Genomic DNA, 23,992 nt, shown 5'->3' on the forward strand with positions numbered 1-23,992 from the left:
CTGGTTGCAATGGCTACTTTGAAATTATCGCTATCCAATGCGGCACTCATAAGCTCCACCACCCCGGGAAACGGGGGAAGTGGCTTTTCTTTGAGCATGGCGAGGAAATTTTCCTGACGGACTTGTGTGGATCGGGCAACCTGTTCATCAGTCAAATCCAGCCCATGAACCCGTCCCGCGGCTTTCATATACTCTTCGGCCCCGCGGCCCAGACCGGCTTCGAAATCCTCCCGTTTTACATCATGAATGCCGAACAGGTCGGCAAACACTCTAATTGATGCTGCGGCATTGACCGCTTCGGTGTCGGCAATGACACCATCGACATCGAAAATGAGACCGTACATACCGTCTCCTTAGAGTTTTCTGTTGCACATACAACCATGATAAAATAAATACCTACTTAAAGAAAAATCGTCAAAAATCGCTGATTGTTTTTTTATGTGGTTCGGTATCATCGTTTATGGATCGAATTCGATAAGGGGCATTGTCTGCGGTCCGCCCCGAAGAACCGCATATATCTGCTTCAAGGAACGATTAATTTATACTGACTCACCTTGCCGGTCCTGTCGGTGAAACGAATCACTGCAGTTCTCCCGGAAACCATCGACAGGTCAACTGCAGTACATATATTCCCGCACCGGATATTCTTCCACAGCACACCCCGACAATCGAAAAGAGAAAGCTCTCCCTCAACCGGGGTATCGAAATACATTCTTCCGTTCCGCATAGACACATGCACCTGCTGTAATTGTTTTCCGAATAAGTGAGCATTCGCAACCGGCGTCGACTCACCATAATACAACACGACTCTTTTATACCTTGTCAAAGAAATCGATCCATTATCGGTAATCTCGCAGTATACATGGATTGTATCCCCATCGCCGAAACTGTCCGGTGCGGTAATGATTACAACAGAAGCCGTAGTATCTGATATCGTTGGCGTTCCTCCCGAGCTGATTTCCGGGTAATGGATCCATCGATACGACAGGTCATCGCCATCCGGGTCGGTCGACGCCGATGCATCGAGCTCAACCACTCCCCCGCCGGTAACGGGAAGGAAAAGCGGTTCTAAACCGGTTTCATCGTTGACAGCCGGCACCGGGTGATGATTTCCCGAATCATAAGAGGAATGATCACACCACTTTGCCCGTGCTTTGAAATCATTTTCGATAGCGGCCTCGAACCGTCGCATGGTATTGTCGCGATTTGTCGTGCCGTCCCATGCATCCCGCTGATCGCACCACCACATGTCATAATCACTGTTCCATCCATACCGTCCGGCCCAACTTCCCCAGAATGGTTTGCCCGGAACATTGATCCCATTGGCGAACAGGTGCAGAAATGTCGGCGTATCGCCTTCTTTGTCGGTGGTATAGTAGTTATCGCAGAGTGTATTTCCGGCATTGCTGTGAAGCCAGCTTTCTATGCCCACAATATCGTTAAACCGGTGATACCACCTGCCGCCATCCATGTCGGGCCAGAATGTATCCATATAGAATGCGCAGTTACTTCGATGCGTATTCCCGATATGGTTCTGTTTGTAAACCTCGACATAGTATAATCCGGCCATGGCATCGTTGTACGATAACTCGGGTTCATCGCCGTTCTGTATGGCATCGAGCGCTTTTTTCAGACTGCTGACACTGCCGTCATTGGCACCCCAGTTAGTGTACCACAGCGGACTGGAATCGCTTTGTTTCAGCACGTTGACAATAAGGTCTTTGCCCGCCGAACCGTTGTTATCGTGTCCGGAAACAGTGAGCGCTTTCAGGTCGTTTACCGAGGGATACGACGGGTCATGCACGCGAAGGTTGGCCAGCACATCACCATAGGCGCCGATATAGTCATGCGCCATTTCCATTGTCATTGTCGCACCCGAGGGGTTATCGGCAGCCCCATCGGACTGAAATTGACTGTTGGAGCGGCTGAGAATGATTCCTTCAAGGTCGATCTCGTTTGTATACAGAAGAAACCGTACCAGCGATGCCTGATCGTCGGCATCACCACCGAGGTCGGTCTCGACAAGGATACGAGGTCGGTCGCTCAATGCAGTGAAATGCAGCCCGATTATCAGAATAAGCATAAGAATCGATGATATTTTTCCGGACATTGCGGTACCCCCCGGTATTTTTCATGAATGATTTTCGGTTATAAATCGCCTATTAACAATATATATAGCAGCTATCCCAGGCGGCTAACAATTATCGATGATTTGTTGCATGGCTTGAATCGATACCACACTGGTATCCGTAAATAAACGGCGGTGCGGCTGAGTATCATGGAATAATTAAATCAATAGCATATGCAAAGGGGATCTCCATCCCCTTTAGATCCTTCGTGGAAAATGCTTATTATATTCATGCCGGCAATGCCGGCATGCGTAGGCTGCTTGGTGGGTGATAAGCGCTTCTTGCCTGTATACTGAATGCATGTTTACACCATTATCGTACACCATTATCGTGCTCTATGCCGATCCTTGCGAAAGGCTGATAATTTCCAAAAAACGCTCAAAACTGTCAAATATCTTTACCTGTATTAAAATTTTGGTCTAAAATTTCCATATCAATCAAAAACATTTGGATATCTGCTTTTAGTAGCGAGCAGAAGGCACCATCTATTTCGCAAAGCCCGGTGCATTGGACAACTCCGGACTATCCGCCGGCGCGGGTTTAGCCCCCAACCCATTCCTGTTTTCCTGAAGGGGATATAGCATAAATAGCCCGTATCGCGTACCGAATGCTGTAGCCCGACTGTAAGGAGGGCTTTTTCTGGGGAAAAGGTCGCCCTTGGAGGAAGTCTTGCAATAGATAGCCCCTTTTCTTAAGAGAAAAACCATTTCCCGGCACTGTTCTTCTTCACTATCAACAAGGAATTGAATGCGGATGGAGCAGTCGCTTCAATGCCTGGGAAATGAACGGAAACAAACATGACGACCTCCAAAGAAGGAGGGAAACGAGAAGAACAGATTATGATGGCTGGATACAGGATTCACGTTGGGTTCTACCCTCACCCAACCGTCATGGAGCGTTTCGCTTATGACCTGAAAGACTATAAAAAAGAAAAGGCTCCGTTCAATTCCCGGTTGAATCACCATTGCCGAAGGACCTTATCATACGGATGGTCAAGTATAGAATGAAACTCCTTGGAACATAAATCCGGGTCGGGCCCACGCAACTTTCTTACACTCAGATATGCTGTTCTCGATACCGATATCATGCTTGAAAAACTCGAAAAAGCCTGGGTTGCCCTGTAGTTCTTCTTAAAGAGAACTCCCGAAAGGGCAGTAGAAACAAAATCTCCCCGGTCGCGCCAGGAGCGGCCGGGGAGATTAGAAAAATAAATCGAAAATCGAAAAACGGTTACAGATTAATAATTTTCGTTATGCACTCTTCACCGTCAATTGACAGTTTCGCCATGCAACACCCCTTGATATTAGCTATTTCCGGAACAGCAGCGGTAAACCTGCCATCCGACAACACAGTGATTTCTTTCTGAAACAGACATTTCCCGGCAATATCATACAGCGACACTCTAATCGGTGCAGGCCGGTTGAGCCGGCCGGTTATCATGGTTCCGGTTAGGGTGATCGTCATATTATCCATCCCGCGTTGGAAAACAGTCCCGATATTCGTTGCATTGGCATCAACATTGCACAATTTATAGGGATCAATAACATAATATTTTATATTGGCAGCACCGTCCCGTGAAGAGAATGTCAAATGAATATTGCCATCAGGCCCTCTTCGGAATGACGGATCAGACCAGCCTTTAGGATTTGAATTGCTGAGATTGGCGACTCTGTTCCAGGTTGCTCCCCGATCATTTGAAGCCGAGACAAAAATGCAATTTCTATTAACTCCGCAATCAGCAGCAGCAATAATATGCCATCCGTTGAGGCTTGACCCCGGATTGTCCCAATCCAGTGATATGCCGCCGACACCTGAACCGCCAACATCGCTAATATTTGTCCAGCTATTGCTCCAGGTCACCCCGCCGTCATCCGAACGCTTATAACAGGGACTATGTCGCGATCCGCCCCGGGCTACAATCTGTAAATCCATCATATCGGGTGAATGTACCAGAAACGCACCGCCAATCGGGCCTTCTCCCGAACAGCCGGTTCCCAGATGAATAACATCCCAGGCATCACCATTAGTTTCATTGCCGGTATAATTATTCGGAGGAATAACTGCGATATGAGAATCCCATCCACTCGAATTTTCTCGTGAGCCGGCCGCAAGCAAAGCGCCTTTTTCATAAGGATGATTATCGACAACAATCTCAAGGGGATGGTTCTGGTGCGGCCCCACATGATAGCCGTCATAATTTCCGGAATTAAAGTAGCTGTCGGCAGGTAAACGGTGGCGGGTTCCCCAGCTTTCACCATTATTGGTAGACACTTTAATATATCCTGTCCAGTTTGAAGGATCGCCAATGTGATAGTAGCAGAGCAACGGCTTATCCCCCGTTGTTACCTGGTACGGCACTGGATCGAATCCCGGGCCGCCGGTGTTGCCGTCAACTACCAGCATATCAGGATTCCAGTTGCCGCCGGGATCTTTATAATTATACGCAATTCCTGACCCCTCCCCTTCGCCAAGAGAGCTGTTTACATAAGCAATCAGGAGACGGTCAGTTGAAGTGAAAGTTATATTTGACGGATGTGAATACCGATCGGTATCGGGAATATTTGATGATGATACTATGCAACCGCGATCAACAGCAGGGCCACTGTCTCCTGTCGGGATATCATCTCGAATGGCATAAATCGAACAAAAGAATAATAATGTGCATGCCGCCGACGCTTTCGCTGCTAAAATCAAGCGTTTCATGTTTTTCCTCCTTTTTGGTAAATATTGAATAGTGTATGTAATACTGTTTACCTTTACTGGATAATCATTTTGTTATGAACTGAATGCCCATTTTTCGATGCGACCTTTAACAAATAAACGCCCCCGGAAAGCGATTGCTTTGCAGTATTCAGGGATTTGTTAATATTTCTGCCGTCAAGTGAATAGATTTCAATCTTTTCACTGCTGAATCCGGAAAAATGCGCTCGATCGAGCCGTTCCTCTTTATTTCGGTGTAAAACGGTCGCGTCGCCAATACCAAGCACTGAGGGATCCACGACAAAATGGAGTATCTTAGCGCGCTCCAAGGCAGTAAAAGTGGTATGGATCATGCCGTCGGAGGTCTGTATCACTGCCGAATAACTTCCCGGATTAATCCGTTCCAGGCCATTGGGCGGGAAATCATCAGGCGTCATGAATTCCACCATTTTGGTCCAGTTCAAGCCATTGTCACTGGCATAGAGGCTGATCCCCGCCCTTCTGCTGCTGTGGCTGTTGGCGATCAGTACATGTTTGCCGTTTTCAAGTGTGACGCCGTCAAAGCCGGTGCCCCCGCGAGTCGGGGAATAGATCGCGTCGGGAGAATCGGGAATTACCGACAGACTCGACCAGGTGTTGCCGCTGTTTTCGCTGAAAGCGGAAAAGGGATATGCCGGCGATGACGCCCCACCCCGGCAGAGAATCTGGTATTTCCCGTTGCCATGGTTCAAAATGGTCGGCTGAATACAGCCCCATTCCGTATTATTCCCTTCCACGCTCAGGTCTCCGGTTTTACTCCATCCGGTGCCGCCGTCATACTGGCCTTCCGGCGCTTTTTCCATGTGCACTTTCCAGGTATGGCCGCTCTCGGTGCTTGACCCCATAAGAAGCGTGCCGTCAGGGAGCTCAACCGGTTTGTTCTTGATCGGGCCCAGATAACCCGAGGGAAGCTGCTTGCTCGATGACCAGGTGATACCATTGTCGCTTGAGGTTTTCACGTACCCTCTCCATGAACTGATATCATCACCAACATGGTAATAAAGCAGCATCGGGCCGTTTGAGGGCTGGAAAAGAACGGGATTCCGATTTGTGTTGCCGTCATCACCGACCTTGACCCTGTTACCCCAGCCGCTTGCGGTTTTACGGTTGAGGTAAATTTTTGCGCCCGTTTCACCACCGCTTGCCTGATACCAGGCAACGACAAGAGAGCCGTCGTTTGCTTCAACCAGAGTGGACGAATGGCTTTCGCTGATAGTGCCGGGCACTTCTTCGGCGACAGTTACCGATGCATGCTGGTTTTCCGGGATCGAGGGAATTGAATAAGCGAAAAACGAATACAATAGAGCCGTTGCTGCTGCATGAAACAGTAAACATCTTATTGACATGGCTTTCTCCTTTTTGTTGATAGTAGATTTCTGTTCATTGAATGGTAATCTTTACCAGGGTATTTACGGATGCTTCTCCTTTCTTTTTCGCCAGATAGAGTCCCCGCGGAAGATATCGTCGTGAAAAGATACCGTTTTCCAACCCGGCACTATTGATACATTGACCGTCGAGTGAGTACAGGAGAAAATCATTTTTTTGCAAATAAGAAAAGATGTCCTGCCGCCCGGCTGCCGAAAACCAACTCTTGTCTTTATCTGTAAATCCTGATTTTCCTGCCGGCGCCGCTGAAATGGGTCTTTTCCCTACAGCAACAGCGCTGTAATCGAATTGCTGCCAATCGATTTTCGAGTAAATGATCTTTCCGTTTTTCTCAAATCCGTAGGAGCAATGAAGCATATTATCCGACCCGGCAATCACCGATGGATAATCGCAGTATCGGGAATCACGATTCCAGTCGACCAGTTCGATTTCAATAACCTCTTCCCAATGCAAACCGTCACCGCTGATCGCTCCGGCAATTTCACGCCTTCCATGATCGCTGTAGATAGTGAAAAAGTGACCGTTTGGTAATCTGACGCCGTCAAAGCCCTGATTTGACGGAAAATCCCGCGGATCTTCGTTATTCGGACTGAGGATTAGTGCAGAATCCATCATCGGGGTCCAGGTCTGCCCGCCATCGTAAGAAAACGATGTATTGGCCCCACGCTTGACAGTCCGGGCTATTATCTGAATCGTCTGACAGTTACCATCATGAGGCAAAAAGAACGGTTGAATACATCCCCAGTCAACCCAGTCATCGGTGCCGATCTTTTCCGGAGGAACATTATTGTCGATTTCCTGTACAAACACCAGATCATCGATATAATTCGACGTTTTTTCAACGTGAACAGACCAGCCGACAAACGCATTTTCTTCAGTACTCCCCCCCAGCAGTAATGAACCATCGGGCAGTTCAAGCGGCTTGTCCTTTGCAGGGCCGCCAAAATTGCCGTACTGATTACAGAGCGGATAAGGATTGCTGCAATCCGGGAGCAACGTTCGGTCCGACCAGGTAAGGCCGTCGTCGGTTGACGTTCTAACCACACCTTTCCAGGTGTTGGGATTTCCACCGTATTTGTAATACAAAAGCAACGGCGCACCATCTTTTTCCGGCTGAAACAAAACCGGATTCCAGCACGATGATCCATCCTCACCATTGACATCCACCGCAACGCCGTCGCTCCAGTTTCCCGACGAGTTTTCTTTGCATGATACCCATATCCGGGTCGAACTCGAACCTTCACTTCTCCCACCATACCATGCAATAACTAAAACGCCGTTTTTCGTTTCCGCTACAGTGGAACCGTGATTGAAATCGGAAAAATTGCCGCCGACATCCTCACGCGCAATAAGCGCATCCTGACCGATTTGTGCCCAGGCTCCATAGAAAAAAAGCCCCGCCATAATGCATGATTTGGAAAGCTTTTTAAAGCTGAACATACGCTCCTCCTATTAATGAAAAAAAGCGGCAAAATCGGCAAATATTTTGCGGCTGAACTCCCTTTTGCCTGACTACCTCCGATTAATAATTTTTGCCGACTCCACATCTACTGTTAATATATCAGAAAGATTTCTTTGTACTAATGCTTATTTTTGATTATTTTGTTATTATCAGCAAAAGGTCAGAATGGTCTCGGGTAATCTTCCTTACTATCAGGAGAAGTGCAGAAAATGGAGCAAAAAATATCTCAGGCGGTAAGAGAGGCGGCCGAATATGTATGTGCAAAAATCAATTCCGGCTTATATCCTGAAGGCTGCAACTTGCCTGGTATCAAAAACTTATCGCGTGCATCGGGTATATCTACCTACAGTATCTGGAAAGCTTTACAGTACTTAAAGGATTTTAATGTTGTTGATGGAATTAACGGCAGGAATTTCAAGGTTTTAGTGAATCAGATCGACACCTCTTTGCTTTTAGATCCGGAGCCGGTAAAAAGAAAAAGGCCTCTGTCCCAGACCTGGCAGCGGGTGTGCGAAGCATTGCGTAGTGACATATTAAATAATGTATATGCAGCCGGACTCCCGTTGCCCTCATTCAAAGAGCTTCAGTCACGATATAACATTTCTTACCGGACACTGAAAAAGGCGCTTGATTCACTATGTAATGAAAACATAATCGAACCCAGGGGCAGAAACTATGCAGTGCGAACATTCCGGAAAGGATCCGGGAATGCAAGGATTGTCTTTATTGTCATATCAGACCGAACCGGGCGCTTAAGCCTCGAATTTCTCAATGAAGAATATTTCCGGATTCTGGAACTGGAATGCACCACATCAAAGATCGGCCTGGATATTTTCACCTATAATCTTGAAGACGATGCAATGAAGGTATTTAATCATCTGGACGGGAGTCTTCTTGAGGATAATGATTCGATAATGGGATATATTCTAATTGGAGTTTCTCCCGATGATATCGAGAAAAGAGAAAAAATCCTGAGTCAGGTTGTCCACTATAACAAGCCTCTGGCGATCCTTGATGTTGCCGGTGGATGGAAACTTCCTGCATACCTCTACCGTCACAATGTCCGTTTTTTCTCTGCTGCCGTTTCACCAAAGCCGGCACGTGATGTTGCACGATATCTCCTTGAGCACGGCCATAAAAAGATCTGCTATATTTCGCCGTTTCATCGCTCCCTCTGGTCAAAAAACAGGTATACAGGTCTTTCTGAAATTTATTTTTCGGCAGGTATGCATGATAATGTCAAGCTTTTTGCATTTGATAATCCACCCGTTGTCCATGATTTCTATCATGAGCACGTCCAGCGTAAATGCGACCTTACTCCTTTGCATACTGCATACGAAAGCATAAAACCCCGGCTCCTCTCCTATTTCCGGGGTCCTGTTGAGGACACTCTTTTTTTTCTGCTCCCGTGGCGAATTCTGACCCAGAAAGAGCTGGAGAATCAGTGCGAAAGACTTTATGATGAAGCACTGAAAGACCGGAAGATTACTGCCTGGGTATGTGCAAATGACAATATTGCGCTTGCAGCTTTGTCGTATTTGAAATCAAAAAAAATCGATGTCCCCTATGATATCAGTGTTCTGGGCTTTGATGATTCCTCGCTGGCATTAAGAAATGGGTTATCGAGCTATAATTTCAATATGCGCGCCATGGCGCATACCATTCTTAATTATATGCTCAATACCAGAAGCTTGCCTTCAACCCGGAAGCCGATTGAGGTAGATGGGATTATAATAGAGAGGCTTACTACTGCGCAGTCGCCGGTAATTTCATGAGAGGGCTCCGGACTTTGAGATTAATTATTATATTCAATTCCGAAAACTGGTCACCGGTGCAGGCACATGCCCGCCATGGGCAATGAACTCTTTGCTTCCCTCCGGGCAATGGACCGCAATAATTTTCGATGCCCCGAACAGACCGCCGAAATCCACCATTTCGCCCGCCTTTTTTCCCGGAACCGGAATAATCCGCACCGCGGTCGTCTTGCCGTTATACACACCGATAGCAGCTTCATCCATAATAAGACCGCAGATCGCATGAACAGGGGTATCGCCCGGAATGCAGACCATATCCAGCCCCACCGAGCAGACCGCACTCATGGCTTCGAGCTTTTCGATACTCAAATCGCCGTCACCGGCAGCTTTAGCCAAAGCATGGTCTTCCATGAGCGGAATGAATGCGCCCGAGAGTCCTCCTACCGACCGGGAAGCGAACAGACCGCCTTTTTTAACGGCATCGTTGAGCATGGCAACCGCAGCAGTCGTTCCCGGCGCGCCGATCCGGCTGATCCCCATGGCCTGATAGATCTCCCCGACCGAATCCCCCACCTTGGGGGTCGGCGCAAGCGAAAGGTCCAGAACACCAAATTTCACCCCGAGCATCTCGGCAACTTCGCTGCCGATCAATTCGCCGGTCCGGGTCACCCGAAACGCAGTCTGCTTGACTTCTTCGGCAATATCATCGAGCGTGCACCGGGGATTGGCGGAAACCAAACGCTCGACAGCGCGCTTGACAACACCGGGACCAGACACCCCCACATTGATAACGCACTCAGGCTCCCCCGCGCCCAGATAGGCACCGGCCATGAATGGATTGTTTTCGGGGATGTTGACATAGACAACAAACTTTGCACACCCGAAACCGTTTGTCGATTCGGTCGCCCCGGCGATCCGGATAATTTTTTCTCCCACGAGCTTGACCGCATTCATATTGATGCCCGAGCGGGTGGTGCCTACATTTATCGATGAGCACAGGCGCTGCGTTGATGACAACACTTCGGGAAGCGAGCGGATCAGAAGCTCTTCACCCTTTGTCATCCCGTTATGCACCAGAGCTGAATAGCCGCCGATCAGATCGACATCCACCTCGGCGGCAGCGGTATCAAGTGCGCGGGCAATAGTAAGCGCATCAGGCAACGAGCAGCCTTCGAGCAGAAAACTGACCGGCGAAACCGCCAGCCGTTTGTTGATTATAGGGACCCCGTACTTAGTGGAGAGCCGATTGCACATGCGAACCAGACTTCCGGCCTTTGCTTTAATCTTTTTTATAATATTAGCAGCAGTATCACCGCTGCCGGTCCGTCTGCAATCGTTGATATTGATCCCCATAGTCACCGTGCGGACATCCAGATTCTCCTGTTGAAACATTCTGACCGTATCCAGAATGTCATTCTTCCTAAACATGTGCGCCTCCCCTCAGAAGCTGCCGTACCGAGCAGACTTCGTTGGTGGCACGAAACAGATTCTCGTGCTGCAGACTTACCCGGAGGTCCATAGGTTGAAGCAGCACAGCAAGATCCTGCTGGATATGCTGGATATCGAGCTTGTCGGGAAGCGATATTTCTCCGATATGGGTCACGCTCTCTCCTTTAATCTCGAAGGTGTAATCTTCGATATTGATATTCTTCTCAGCCAGGTAGGTGGTCAGTGTCCGGAGAATCCCGGGGGATTCCTTGCCGAACAAGGTGAGAACATACCGGCCGTCAGCATTGGACTTCATGACCCTGGGTTCAGCTCTATAAGGTTTGACCACAACCGATATGTCTTCGGAGCCGAATTCCGCCTCTATCGCTGCTCTGATTTCTTTGTCGGTTATGGGCTTGTCAAAAGCGGCAGTGAGTACAACGGTGAAATAATCGTGAACGACAGTCTGACTCATGCCGTCGATATTACCGCCGTTTTCATACAGCGCCGATGAGATCTTTTTGACAATACCTATTTCATCGGCGGTAAGAAGTGAAATGACAAACCGGTGTTGCACAGTGAACTCCTTGAAAAATGATTGTTGCGAGGAGATAAAATACAATGATGACAGCATGCACGATCGGGAGATCTCGCCAACAAAAGTCCGTAGAAGCATGAATGGATTCTCGATCATGGCGATTATGAAATATTAATCGCCGCTTCATTGGATGATATCAGATTGCGGGCGATGTGCAGCGTATACTGGCCGGAACAGCCTTTTATGCAGGTACGCAGTCCTTTTATCTTTTTCCGCCTCTTTCACGCTCGCTCACAAGTGTGATCGCATTTTCGACCTCAAAACCATAAAATTCTTTAAATTTACCGTTTTTGTGCGTACATTTAACATAGAGCGCTCACAAATTTGGTGAAATAGTATTGAAATTCTGTATCCGAAGGAGGTATTTTATGCGAGTGAAAAAAGGTATTGCAATTTTAGTAGTCGCTCTTCTCAGCACACTGGTGCATGCGGGCGATTCCACCGGATATCCGCGTGTGGAACTCTACCCCGCTCAGCCTGAAGCAGGTGACTCGTTGATTCTTTCTTATATTCTCGGCGTTCACCCCACAACATGCGTTCCCGAGTACAGCGCGCAAATCGTTTCCAAGAACGTGGCGGAGAGCTATCCGCCAATTATCATGATTACTGTTAACTATGAAGAAATTCGATCTCCGGCAAATGAGCCGGTATGCGGCCAGGCTTTCACTGAATACGGTCCGGTTTTCGATCTGGGCGTTGCAGAGTTCGGCAATTATTTCGTAAAAACCGCGACGACAACGATCGCCACATTTTCGGTGGCCCCTCCGGAACCTTCGTTTCCATCTTCAGAAATCAGCGGTAGTTGTTACATAACTCAAAACAATGGATCTCCCGGTTTCATTCAAGATACTACCACCGATGAGCTGATTTATCCGCTTGCGGGATGCACCGTCGCCGTTGCGATTCAAATCGAATCTCAACCGAAAACGCTTTATACCTGCGATACGATCGGCATGGATGTTCACTGTACGACACAAGGTGCAGAAAGCAGAGTAACAAATCAAATAAGTGAATATATCGCAGTTACCGATACCGATGGGAGGTTTCTCATTTCGGATATCCCGACTGAAATCTTGAACGCCCACGCATATCTTGTGGCTGTTAACGGCAACCGTATCGGCTTCGGCGATATCCCCTTCCCGCTTCAGGAACAGATGACCATCGATATGATCCTTTACAGCAGAGATATCGTGATCGACTCGGCACTGATAGTGGAAAGCCGGGCAATTGCCGAGCAACTGGCAAAAACACATGTCGAATCATCAGCCTATCCATCAGGCGATCCTTACACAAACGCGGTAATACCGGCCATTTCAGTCCGGGATAATGTCTTGATCCTGAACAACCCGCTTCGACAGAAGATCACCATAGATGTCTATTCGCCCGACGGCAAACGTATCAAAACAGCGATGCCCGAGCGTATTATTGATGCAGGCATGCACAGCATCGCCGTACCATCTCTGTCACAGGGTATTTTTCTTATTCGTATTAGAGGCGACCGGTTTCACTTTGCGCAACAGATACGTGTCTGCCGATAGTTATGTATGCGGCAGGCGCAGGATACCTGCCGCATTCGTTTTTATATCGAACAGGAAGCATCTTACTCCATGAAGCGTCTTCTCGAATATTCTGATTATCGTTCGTATCTTGCGGATGTAATCGCAGATCGCAAACAGAATGGTCTCCCGGCTTCGAATCGATGGTTTGCCATGAAAATGGGTATAAATTCAAATGCATGGCTGACCTACATCCTGCAGGAAAGCAGGAATTTGAATGCAAAAACAGCGGAAAAATTGTCGGATATCCTGAAACATACGCCTGTGGAGAAACGCTTTTTTGAAATACTGGTACGGTATAATCAGGCGAAGTCGCTTGACGATCGCAATCACTGGTTCCGGGAGATGTCCTCGATTCGTATTGCGCATAATATCAAAACTCTTTCCGGCGATCAATACGATTATTATTCAACCTGGTATCATAGCGTTATTCGCTCATTGATCGATCTGTATCCGGAGTTTCAGGACTTTACCGACTTGGCACGGCAGCTTTCGCCCCGGATAACTGTAGCCGAAACAAAAAAATCGGTGCAGCTTCTCGAAAAATCAGGATTGATTCAGAAAGATGAAAAGGGGAGATATCGTATCTCCGACAAGGCCATTACCAGCGGTCCTCACGAAAAAGCATTGCCGATTGCAAATTATCAGCGTGAGACCATGCGGCTTGCACAAGAGGCGCTCGATCGATATGACAAATCGGCGCGGGATATCACCACAATGACGCTTGGCATATCGAAAAATGGATATTCCCGGATATGCGAGTTGCTCAAGGAAACCCGACAGAAAATCGTGGAAATCGCGGCAGACGATAATCAGGCGGATCAGGTCTATCAACTCAATATGCAGCTCTTTCCGTTCTCTAAAACCATATCACACAAGGATCCATCCCTATGAGTACCATGCACCGTTGCCACCTGTGGATAGCACTCCTCCTGTGCACTATGCTGCTTTCATGTTCGGTTTCAGAACTGGCCGGTAATTCATCGGATACACAGAACGGCGTGACCGTTATTGCTTGCAATGGATCGCTCGAGGGTTCCGCGCCTTCAGGGACACAACTCGAATTGTATCCGGTCACTCATAACCCGGTAACCGACAGTGCTGCATCGATAACCGGACGAATTGCTGCCGCATCGAATGATTCCTTTCGATTCGAATCGATCTCAGACGGAAATTACAACCTGCTTTGCACCAAACCGGCCGGCGAAAACATGCTTTTTCTTAAATCTATCACAATCGCACCGGGGACAGTCGATACCTTGCACGGCACGCTTGAACCCCCCGGAGACATTCTGGGAATGGAAGGGCAAACCGCAAGCAGCGACTCGGTTACCTGGCATGTGCTCATTATGGGCTCACCTTTTCAGGCAGCAGTGAGCAGGGAAGGCAATTTCAATCTTGCCGGGCTTCCAGCAGGCACACACCGTCTCGACCTGCTCGGTGTCTCTATGGTAACGGAAAACACCACCAGTCTTGATATCAACCTCGACATAAGAGTTGTACCCGATTCAAGTGTGGTGCTTCAAGAATGGTAACCGGTCGTATATAATGTCGATGTCGGTTGCATCGCCGGTCCCAAAATGGTATTTTAAATCTTTCGATAGGGGTGCATATTCGGGGTTCTGCACAGCGGAACCAGGGACATGCAAACTAAGCCGGTAGAATAAGGTCGAAAGACAGATCTATCGGCTTTTTTTGTAGAAGTTTTGTTTGATAAGGAATAATCGCGTGTTCAAAAAAATTCTTATAGCTAATCGTGGTGAGATCGCTGTCCGGATCATTCGTGCCTGCAAGGAAATGGGTATACAGACCGTTGCGGTCTATTCGGAGATAGATAAGAAGAGCCTCCATGTCCGCCTGGCTGATGAGTCATATTGTATCGGCAAAGCGATGAGTTCCGAATCCTACCTCCGGTATCATGACATTGTCCTCAGGGCCCTCGAATCACATGCAGAAGCCATCCATCCCGGATATGGATTTCTTTCGGAAAATGCCGAATTTGCCAGACTTTGCAGAACATCAGGTCTTGTATTTATCGGTCCCTCGGCCAACGCGCTCAGAGAGATGGGCGATAAGGCAATTGCCCGGGACACGATGAGAAGAGCGCATGTTCCCATTGCCGAGGGCTCAAAAGAGCCGGTGCAAAGTGCGGAAGAAGCTGTGCGGATTGCAAAAAAAATCGATTATCCGATTCTTGTAAAGCCTTCAGCCGGCGGTGGCGGAAAGGGAATGAGAATTGTTCATCGTGAACAGGATCTGACTGCGGCATTCAGTTCTTCTCAGACAGAAGCCCTAGCGGCATTCGGTTCCGGCGACATCTACCTGGAACAATTCATTCGCAATGCACGCCATATCGAATTCCAGATACTCGCCGACAACCATGGTAATGTCGTTCACCTTGGTGAAAGAGAGTGCTCGGTTCAACGGCGTCATCAGAAGCTCATTGAAGAAGCGCCATCACCACAACTCGATCCCAAATTGAGGTCCCGTATGGGACGGGCAGCGATAAAAGCCGCCCATGCTGTCAATTACCAGGGCGCCGGGACCGTAGAGTTTCTTCTTGGTGAAGATAAGAATTTTCATTTCATCGAAATGAATACCCGGATACAGGTGGAACATCCGGTAACCGAAGCTATCACAGATATCGATCTGATAAAATCGCAGATATGTATTGCAGCAGGTGAACCTCTCGGATTCAAACAGAGCGACATCAAAATTAAAGGACACGCAATCGAATGCCGTATCAATGCTGAAGACCCTCAACATGATTTCATGCCCTCACCGGGAAAAATCCGGGGACTGGGGCTGCCGGGTGGCCCGGGGATCCGTCTGGACACCCATATCTACAGCGGCTATGAAGTTCCCCATTATTATGATTCTTTACTGGCAAAACTCATCGTTCATGCACAGAACCGGGATATCGCGATCAAGCGAATGAAACGGGCACTCGAAGAATTTTCAATAGAAAATGTCAAGACAACCGTCCCCTATCTTGCCAGAATCATGAGTGACAACCGATTTCGGAGTGGAAATTACTGCACCGACCTGGTGGAACGGTTGAAGGAAGATGACGACCATCATCATCTGAAAGGATTCGTGCAAAAAATCATGGAATCCTTTCATCTCTGGCCCGATGCATAAACAAGAATTGTATGTATGAAGATGAATAAAAAAACGCGCGGTGAAGCTGAGGCTGCGATCTCCCATGCAATTATCAAATTTGAGAGAGAGTACATGGGACGGGGGCCCGAAGACGCCAAGGTATTCATATTCGAAGATATTGTTTTTGTTCGCTTGCGTGGAGTACTCACACCCGCCGAAAAACAGCTGGCAAAGGCCGACAACTCTATTGCAGGAAGAAAACTTATTAAGGAAGTCAGGCAGGAGTTGCTGGAAAAAGCCCGCGTATTGCTCGAAGCTATTATCAGTGATGTACTGGGACTTAAAGCAAAAACCATGCATACAGATATCAGTACAACCACCGGTGAGAGAATTATTGTATTTACCCTTGAAGGCGTTCCCGAATTCCAAAACAGCTAAAGAACAGGCTGCAAATGAAACAGAAGCGAATCAACCGGGCTGTTTTTCTCGACCGTGACGGCACTATTATCGAAGACAGAGGTCATCTCAGTGATAAAGATGATGTTGCTTTTTTTCCCTTTGCTATCCGGGCTCTCAAAATACTTCAGGAAAAATTTCTTCTCTTTATCGTGACCAACCAGTCGGGGGTTTCGCTTGGTAAAATCACAAAAGAATCGGTCGACACGGTTAACACGGCATTGTTGACACAATTGCAACATGAGGGCGTTACCATAGAGCAGCTCTACACATGTTCACATGCACGGCGTGACAACTGCGAATGCATGAAACCGAAACCCTATTTTATCAATAAAGCGATGAGTGAATTCGATCTTGATATTGCTCATTCCTATACTGTCGGCGATCATCCGCACGATGTCGAATTCGGAGCGGCATGCGGGGCAACGGGCATTTATGTATTGACCGGCCACGGCCAAAAGCATCTGGAGCAGCTGCCCTCGGGTGCACAATGTTTCGAAAATCTGCTTCATGCAGCTCAATGGATTATAAACAAATAGCACAGTTGCCGGGCATATGCATCGCCATAGGTCCGGATATTCTTTCTATAAATGTGTCGCTTCCGGAAATTCCGCGTATAAGAATAGTATATTGAGGAATGCTGCATTAGTATGGAATTCCCAAAGCTTTATCCCGGAGTTGCTGAGTAATGCATAAATCGATCGGCCTGCTGAGTATATTCTGTATATCTTCCGGTGCGATGATAAGCTCCGGTCTTTTCGTTCTTCCAGGACTTGCCTATGCCAATGCCGGACCGGTGGTATTCCTCTCCTATTTTATCGCCGGCTGCGTTGCACTGACAACCGTTTTGAGCCTGTCGGAACTCATCACCGCAATGCCGAAGGGGGGCGGCGATTATTTCTATGTTTCCCGAACATTCGGTCCGCTTTTCGGAACCGTTTCCGGCCTGCTCAGTTGGCTCGCCTTGTCGCTTAAAAGCGCTTTTGCAATAATCGGTCTTGCCGAACTTATTTATCTTTCCTTTGGCATTAATTTCACTCTTTCGGCACTTGCCCTGACAGTTTTTTTCACCATCCTGAACCTTGCAGGTGTAAAGGAGGCCGTCCGTTTCCAGATAGTGCTTGTTATCGCCCTGTTCGCGATACTGGCTCTGTTTTCCGTTACCGGTTTACAGGATATAGTCATGACCCGATATGAACCATTTTTATCCCGTGGATTCAGTGCGCTCATTTCAACTGCAGGATTCGTGTTTGTATCATTCGGCGGCGTGCTTACCACAGCGAGTATTGCCGGTGAAATCAGGAATCCATCAAAGAATGTTCCTGCAGGGCTGATCGGCTCAACGATCGCTGTAACCATTGTCTATTCACTGGTCACCATGATAGTTGTTGGTGTGGTTCCCGGCGAGACGCTGGAAAAATCGCTTAATCCAGTAGCCACTGCGGGATCGGCGGTCGGCGGCATGCCGATGTATGCGGCAATTACTATCGCTGCACTGCTTGCCTTTATTACCACTGCAAACGGCGGAATTCTCACGGCATCCCGCTATCCGGTCGCACTGGCCAGAGACCGCATGCTTCCAAAGCTCCTCCTGAGAACCGGTAGAAAGAAAGGTACTCCGTGGGCGGCGATTACGGCAACCGGCATACTGATTGCCCTTTCTGTGCTGTTGAAACTCGACATCCTGGTTAAAGCGGCATCGACAGTGGTACTGCTGTCGAATATCTTTGCCCATCTCTCGGTTATCGTTATGCGCGAGAGCAAAGTTTCAAATTATCTCCCCACATTCAGAGCACCACTCTATCCCTGGGTGCAGGTTTTCGGCATTATTGTTTTTACCCTGCTCATCGTCAATATGGGAATCGAGCCGATTCTGTTCAGCCTGCTGTTTGTATTCGCAGGCGTAATCCTCTTTTTCATCCGCCGAAGGCAGTCGGAAACAATCTCCCCGGCATTTATACACCTTATCGAACGCATCACCAACAAAAAACTTGGTACAAAGCACCTGTCCGATGAACTGCGTGATATAATCAGCGATCGTGATCATATAATCAAAGATGAATTCGATGAAGCTATCGAGTCATCATCCTTTCTTGACAGTGAAGCGCCCATGGAGCTGAATGAATTTTTTGAGAAAATTTCGACCATGGTGCACAATTCATTACCCTTTCTAAAGAAGCCGGAAATTGAAGCGCTCCTCAAAGAACGGGAATCGGAGAGTAGCACGGCTATCAGCAATTTTGCGGCAATTCCGCATATAATTGTAAAAGGAGAGTCGGTCTTCTCGGTTTTCCTTGCCCGATCGAAAAGCGGTATTCGTTTTTCACCCGACAACCAATCGGTGAAAGCGGTGTTCATCCTGATAGGCACCAAAGACACACGTAATCTCCACCTCCGCGCACTTGCGGCAATCGCCCAGGTTATCCAGCATCCGGACTTTGAGAAACGATGGCTCTCTGCACGCAATCATACGGAAATCAAAGACCTGTTTTTGCTCAGTAAAAGGAAACGGAAAGGGGGGCACTAAGGGGAGTGCGTGGTCCGATCGAATACTGCGACCGGTGTTGTTGGCACAGGGAGCAGGAAAGGAATAAAACCTTGCATCTTAAGAAAAAAGTAATTGAAACACCCCCCTTTTTGTTAAGCTGAACCTGAACTATTTGTTTAATTCGAAAAAATCTAAAGTAAAACAAAACGCCCATATCCCATTATACTGGACAAGCTCCTGCTTAATTATTTATTTTCCTACACGCTATTTGTAATATTATGTACCATTGAATGGTTACATTTTATTACATATTATTGTATAATTACTTCCATAACACTTACTCTAACTAAATTTATTCACAGGACCCCTTGCAGCACCGGTTGGCTCTGCTTTTAACAAATCCCTTAGAATTGTCCATGTCTCAAATAAGCTTCTATAGTATGGTTTTCTCGGAAATACAATTTATCCAAAATATAGCCGAATTATTTCATATTTGGAAATACAGGATAGCTTTCCGGAATCCGGCAGGGAGTTCCTGTCGCCGGAGACATAAAATCATTAGCTGAATAAAAGGAATTTTATAATGAAACATCCTGATGCTTTTACTATTCATACCTATAATAGAGAACGACAGTTTCCATCGTGGATAACCATTCAAAAACTTACCGATTTTCTTCATGAGCATATGCATCCTTACCATGATCCCCCGGAGGATATTGAAAATGGTATTCGATACGCTGTCTCACCCCCGCCTGAAAAGGGAGGATTTATTCTCTGCCTCCAGCACGAGGAAGAGCTTGCCGGCGTTCTGGTGATGCTTCATACCGGTATGTCGGGATATGTCCCCCCCAATCTTCTTCTTTTCTTTGCCGTCGCAAAGGAGTATCGGTCAAAAGGACTCGGAAGCCGGCTTATACGGCATGCTGCCGAGATGTGTCCTGGAGATATCAAACTTCACGTGGAATATGATAATCCGGCGAAAAGGCTCTATGAACGATTGGGATTTATATCAAAATATGCCGATATGAGGTTCCGCCATGAATAGAATCACGATCAATCTTGAAGCGCTCTATCATAACATCAAATATATCGACAATATGATGGCCCGCCGTGGGAGCGTCTGGACCCTTGTTACAAAAGTTTTGTGTGGCGACTCTTCAATTCTTGAGGAGCTGAAAAATCTCGGCATTCATTCCGCCGGAGACACACGCCTTTACAACCTGAAGGAGCTGAAAAGCGTTCATCCCGATTGTGAACGGTGGTATCTTCGTGTCCCTCACCCATCGATTGTTAAAGATGTCGCTCATCTCTGCCATGTAAGCCTCAATAGCGAAACTGAAATAATCGAAGCGATAAATAAGGAGGCTCGGGCCCATAATACCAAGCACCGAATTATTATAATGATCGAATTGGGAGACCTTCGGGAAGGAATACTGCCCGGAAGCCTTATCAAATTCTATAAACGAGTCTTTACCCTCGATCACATTGAAGTAATCGGTATCGGTTCCAACCTCGGCTGTCTGTCCGGAACGGTGCCGTCACTCGACCAGCTCATGCAGCTTGTGCTCTACCATGAGCTTTTAGAGCTGAAATTCAAACGGCAATTGCCCTTTATATCAGCCGGAACCAGTGCAACACTGGCACTTCTGAACATGCAGGATATTCCTTCCAAGATTAATCACTGGCGTATCGGAGAATCGGTTTTTTTAGGGACCGATCTTATCAATCGGGGTACGTTGAGTGGCTTGCGTGATGATGTATTCACCTTGGAGGCGGAGATTGCCGAAATAAAACACAAGAGCATGCAGCCGCTGGGTGAAATTGCCGATGTCGCTCCTTTTGAACCCCATCCAAATGAACATGAAATTTCACCGGGACAGCGTGGCCGACGGGCCCTTATAACGGTCGGTGAACTTGATACCGATGTCAGAGGATTAATCCCGACCAATCCATCATGTCGGATTGTCGGAGCAAGTAGCGACATAACTGTTGTTCATTTTGACGGAGAGAACGACGCGGACATCGGTGTCGGCTCCCATTTGTCTTTCAAATTGAACTACTCCGCCCTCCTTCGTCTTATGAACACCCGGTATGTAACCAAGCATATCAAGCCAATGAATTCGTCAAAATTCAGAGATAGACACGATGTACACCATTCACCGCCCAATATAGCCCGGCTGTCCCCGGTGATAAAAAAGGATCCGGTTCCCCAATCAACACCCGTACATTCGAAAGGATCGAAGAAAAATGGTTGAATTGAACGAACTTTATTCACGCGATATGGGTACATGGAATTCATGTGCCAAGACTTATGAAACGCAAATTGTCAATGGTCATCCCGATGTCACTGCTTATGAGGAATTCGAAGAAGACCTACTGGATCGTCTTCTGGTGACACTCACCCGTGACCATGGTCGTCATGCACATATCTATGATTTTGGCTGTGGTTCGGGGCGGTTGCATATAACACTGGGGAGAAAATCCATTCTTGCTAAATCGGGCAACAAAGACAGCGCCCATTCTACCGGAAATCTGCGTAACGGCGGAAGCATCGTTCATATCGGCGGTATCGACTTTTCCGAAGAAATGATTATCCTCGCCCGGCAGAAAGCAGCAAAACAGGGGCTGTCCCATCTTATTCCAAAATCGTTGTCCTATGATGTAGGATCAGCATTTGAAGTTCCTTCCTATGAAGGTGAAAACACTCCTGTTGCGGTAAGTGTCTGCAACTCGGTCGGGGTAATGCAGGGTCCCGAGGGTGCACAACTCCTTTTTGAAACCATGCGGCGATATGTTGAAAAGAAAAAGGGAATGGCGATAATCAGTGGCTATAAAAAGGAGGCGCTCAAAGATTTCGGTCTGGGAAATTACGAATCTACCCTCGATGTTTGCGGGCAGCCGGTCTGGCTGAAGCCCGATACATATTCCAGCCGGGACTATCATTTGATTTCTCATTACTACAAAAGAGCTTTTGACACAAGCGATACAATTGTTGTTGATGTATTCGATAAGGATCATAAAAAACTGGAAACCGGATTCACTCTGTACCGGGATCCGGATTCCACAAAAGAAACTCTGGAAACCGGAATAATTAAAACATATCAAGACTACAATTCCCGATGGTACGGCAGCGATCAGTTCAAACAATGGGTTTCGGAGCTATGGGGAGATGTTCCATCGTGGTACGTTGACTGCAGCAAAATAGACAGTCTTCGTGGAACTCCCGCACAAATGGCAGTGCTCGATTTTACCGGTGCGTTTAAAAATTTTGCGAATCACTGGAATATTGAGCAGATCGGATAAAATGCAGTCGGATAGTCGCCCATCAGACTCAATGCCGCCTGATAATATTCTCCAAAGGAGCCGAAAATTTTAATCAATTACGAAAAGGGGAAGACAGCATGACTGAAACAATGATAATATGGGTCATTGTTGCCGCCTATATGCTCTTTATCTTTTTCAAAGGTGTTTCAAAACACCGGGAAATTGATACGACTGATGATTTCCTTGTTGCCGGACGGACTGTTCCCTGGTTTTTTCTGTTTTGCACCATGGGAGCAACGGTTATCGGTGGAGGAGCATCGATTGGAGCGATCGCCAGGACCTATGAATGGGGAATCCTTATGGTCCTGGTTTCAATGGGATGGTATCTCCATTTTATATTCTCCGGCCTTGTTGTTGCACCGCAGTTTCGGGAAGCCAAACTCTATACGGTCGCCGGTTTTTTCGGTAAGCGATTTGGTGAAGGCCCCCGCTTCCTGGTGATGATTCTCTCTCTTCTGTTCTCGGTATTTATTGTGGCCGCCCAAATGGCCGCCTTCGGCAGTGTACTCGCCGCCATACTCCCCGATTTCGCCAATGCAACGATGGTCCTTAAGTCGGCAATCCTTATCGGGGGCATGATGGTTGTCGTGTATAGTACCGCCGGGGGCCTCAAAGCCGTTATCCATACCGATGTCTATCAATTTGTCATACTCTTTATTGGATTCGTTATCACTCTCTTCTTCTGCTTTCCCGACATTATCGAATTAAATGTAACCATGAATGAGGAAGTAAGTATGAAATTCTTTTATCCCCACGGCGGCAAGGGATGGGTATTCCTGATAACGACCTTTCTTGCTTTCCTACTGGGAGAAACATTCGCTCCCGGCTATGCAACGCGATACTGTGTCGGGAAGAATATCAAGGAGACGCGGATCGGCATTGCAGGCGTCGGCTTTTTCCTTGCCCTTACCTTTCCGGTTATTCTTTTTGTCATCGCTCTCTATGCCCGTCTCCACTTTCCCGATATCGAACCCCAGCAGGCGCTTCCCATGGTTATCAGACAACTGAACAACCCTGCGGTTGCAGGCCTGATCATCGGCGCCCTTCTCATGGCAGTCATGTCTTCAGCCGATTCGGCTCTGAATTCTTCGACGGCAATATTCGTGAAAGACCTCTTCGAACATCAATTAAAATGGAAAGATACCCAAAAGCGTTCACTTCTGAAAACCGCCCGTTTCTGCACGATCTGCCTTGGCGTTTCAGCAATCATTATTGCCATGCTGTGGTCCGATATTATTCAACTGCTGCTTTTTACCTATCATGTTTGGGCCCCGGCAATAATCGTCCCGGTCTGCGTGGGCGCTTTGACTAAAAATCGTTCGATCCGGTACTCCAGACATATCAAGGTCACCATGATAACGGCGACTATCGCAGCGCTGGCGTATAAGGGGATTCTGATGCTCAACGGTAAGGGAGTTGAATTGCCGTTGCCGGAGAATGTCCTTACCTTCATGGAGATAATCGACACTTCGGTATTCGGCGTCGCCGTTTCCCTGATCGTATTTCTTATTACCCTTGCCCTCTTTCGCTCTCCGGCGAAAGACGCCACTATGGAATAACAGGGTTTTAT

19 protein-coding genes are annotated in these 23,992 nt (G+C 47.6%); 12 read left to right on the forward strand and 7 right to left on the reverse strand.

The annotated features are described in order from the left end of the window. The 5 genes from GF401_03640 to GF401_03660 all read right to left on the reverse strand — a co-directional run. On the reverse strand, window positions 1-344 hold a 344-nt coding region (locus GF401_03640), incomplete at its 3' end, for an HAD hydrolase-like protein (GenBank protein MBD3344137.1). Window positions 345-523: 179 nt separating this feature from the next. Continuing rightward, on the reverse strand, window positions 524-2,110 hold the full coding sequence (locus GF401_03645; protein ID MBD3344138.1) for a DUF1593 domain-containing protein: 1,587 nt from the start codon (window positions 2,108-2,110) through the stop codon (window positions 524-526). Between the two features lie 1,249 nt (window positions 2,111-3,359). Then, window positions 3,360-4,832 (reverse strand): hypothetical protein, encoded by a 1,473-nt coding sequence (locus GF401_03650; GenBank protein MBD3344139.1) that lies wholly within the window; start codon window positions 4,830-4,832, stop codon window positions 3,360-3,362. A 53-nt stretch (window positions 4,833-4,885) separates the two neighbouring features. Then, window positions 4,886-6,214, reverse strand: coding sequence for a T9SS type A sorting domain-containing protein (locus GF401_03655; GenBank protein ID MBD3344140.1), 1,329 nt, complete (start codon window positions 6,212-6,214; stop codon window positions 4,886-4,888). 34 nt (window positions 6,215-6,248) lie between these two features. Then, complete coding sequence (locus tag GF401_03660; GenBank protein ID MBD3344141.1) at window positions 6,249-7,694, reverse strand: hypothetical protein; 1,446 nt, start codon at window positions 7,692-7,694, stop codon at window positions 6,249-6,251. 231 nt (window positions 7,695-7,925) lie between these two features. On the opposite strand from GF401_03660, the gene GF401_03665 reads away from it, so the two are divergent. After that, entirely contained in the window at window positions 7,926-9,491 is a 1,566-nt protein-coding gene (locus GF401_03665) for a GntR family transcriptional regulator (GenBank protein MBD3344142.1), read from the forward strand. Between the two features lie 33 nt (window positions 9,492-9,524). On the opposite strand, the gene GF401_03670 is transcribed toward GF401_03665, so the two are convergent. Together GF401_03670 and GF401_03675 are read right to left on the reverse strand one after the other, a co-directional pair. Then, window positions 9,525-10,898 (reverse strand): DUF711 family protein, encoded by a 1,374-nt coding sequence (locus tag GF401_03670; protein ID MBD3344143.1) that lies wholly within the window; start codon window positions 10,896-10,898, stop codon window positions 9,525-9,527. Next, window positions 10,891-11,592 carry an ACT domain-containing protein gene (locus tag GF401_03675; protein ID MBD3344144.1) on the reverse strand — a complete coding sequence of 234 codons (702 nt, stop codon included), beginning with the start codon at window positions 11,590-11,592 and terminating at the stop codon, window positions 10,891-10,893. The genes GF401_03670 and GF401_03675 overlap by 8 nt, the downstream gene beginning before the upstream one ends. Window positions 11,593-11,864: 272 nt before the next feature. On the opposite strand from GF401_03675, the gene GF401_03680 reads away from it, so the two are divergent. From GF401_03680 to GF401_03730, 11 genes are all read left to right on the forward strand, one after another. Next, window positions 11,865-13,034, forward strand: a complete 1,170-nt coding sequence (locus tag GF401_03680) for a hypothetical protein (GenBank protein MBD3344145.1) — start codon at window positions 11,865-11,867, stop codon at window positions 13,032-13,034. A gap of 6 nt (window positions 13,035-13,040) precedes the next feature. Continuing rightward, window positions 13,041-13,946: a TIGR02147 family protein gene (locus GF401_03685; protein ID MBD3344146.1), complete on the forward strand. Its 906-nt coding sequence runs from the start codon at window positions 13,041-13,043 to the stop codon at window positions 13,944-13,946. Continuing rightward, complete coding sequence (locus tag GF401_03690) at window positions 13,943-14,587, forward strand: hypothetical protein (GenBank protein MBD3344147.1); 645 nt, start codon at window positions 13,943-13,945, stop codon at window positions 14,585-14,587. Before GF401_03685 ends, GF401_03690 begins: the two co-directional genes overlap by 4 nt. A gap of 193 nt (window positions 14,588-14,780) precedes the next feature. Beyond that, window positions 14,781-16,193, forward strand: a complete 1,413-nt coding sequence (gene accC / locus GF401_03695) for an acetyl-CoA carboxylase biotin carboxylase subunit (protein ID MBD3344148.1) — start codon at window positions 14,781-14,783, stop codon at window positions 16,191-16,193. A gap of 21 nt (window positions 16,194-16,214) precedes the next feature. Continuing rightward, entirely contained in the window at window positions 16,215-16,592 is a 378-nt protein-coding gene (locus GF401_03700) for a DUF2294 family protein (GenBank protein MBD3344149.1), read from the forward strand. Between the two features lie 14 nt (window positions 16,593-16,606). Continuing rightward, window positions 16,607-17,149, forward strand: coding sequence for an HAD-IIIA family hydrolase (locus GF401_03705; protein ID MBD3344150.1), 543 nt, complete (start codon window positions 16,607-16,609; stop codon window positions 17,147-17,149). A 149-nt stretch (window positions 17,150-17,298) separates the two neighbouring features. Then, window positions 17,299-19,137, forward strand: coding sequence for an amino acid permease (locus GF401_03710; GenBank protein MBD3344151.1), 1,839 nt, complete (start codon window positions 17,299-17,301; stop codon window positions 19,135-19,137). Window positions 19,138-19,681: 544 nt separating this feature from the next. Continuing rightward, window positions 19,682-20,143, forward strand: coding sequence for a GNAT family N-acetyltransferase (locus GF401_03715; GenBank protein ID MBD3344152.1), 462 nt, complete (start codon window positions 19,682-19,684; stop codon window positions 20,141-20,143). After that, on the forward strand, window positions 20,136-21,353 hold the full coding sequence (locus GF401_03720) for an alanine/ornithine racemase family PLP-dependent enzyme (protein MBD3344153.1): 1,218 nt from the start codon (window positions 20,136-20,138) through the stop codon (window positions 21,351-21,353). The genes GF401_03715 and GF401_03720 overlap by 8 nt, the downstream gene beginning before the upstream one ends. Then, the gene (locus GF401_03725) at window positions 21,346-22,401 is read left to right on the forward strand and encodes a methyltransferase domain-containing protein (protein MBD3344154.1); all 1,056 of its coding nucleotides are present in this window, start codon (window positions 21,346-21,348) and stop codon (window positions 22,399-22,401) included. Before GF401_03720 ends, GF401_03725 begins: the two co-directional genes overlap by 8 nt. Before the next feature lie 98 nt (window positions 22,402-22,499). After that, window positions 22,500-23,981: a hypothetical protein gene (locus GF401_03730; protein MBD3344155.1), complete on the forward strand. Its 1,482-nt coding sequence runs from the start codon at window positions 22,500-22,502 to the stop codon at window positions 23,979-23,981. Window positions 23,982-23,992 lie beyond the last annotated feature (11 nt).

This window comes from Chitinivibrionales bacterium (assembly GCA_014728215.1).
Lineage (GTDB): Bacteria > Fibrobacterota > Chitinivibrionia > Chitinivibrionales > WJKA01 > WJKA01.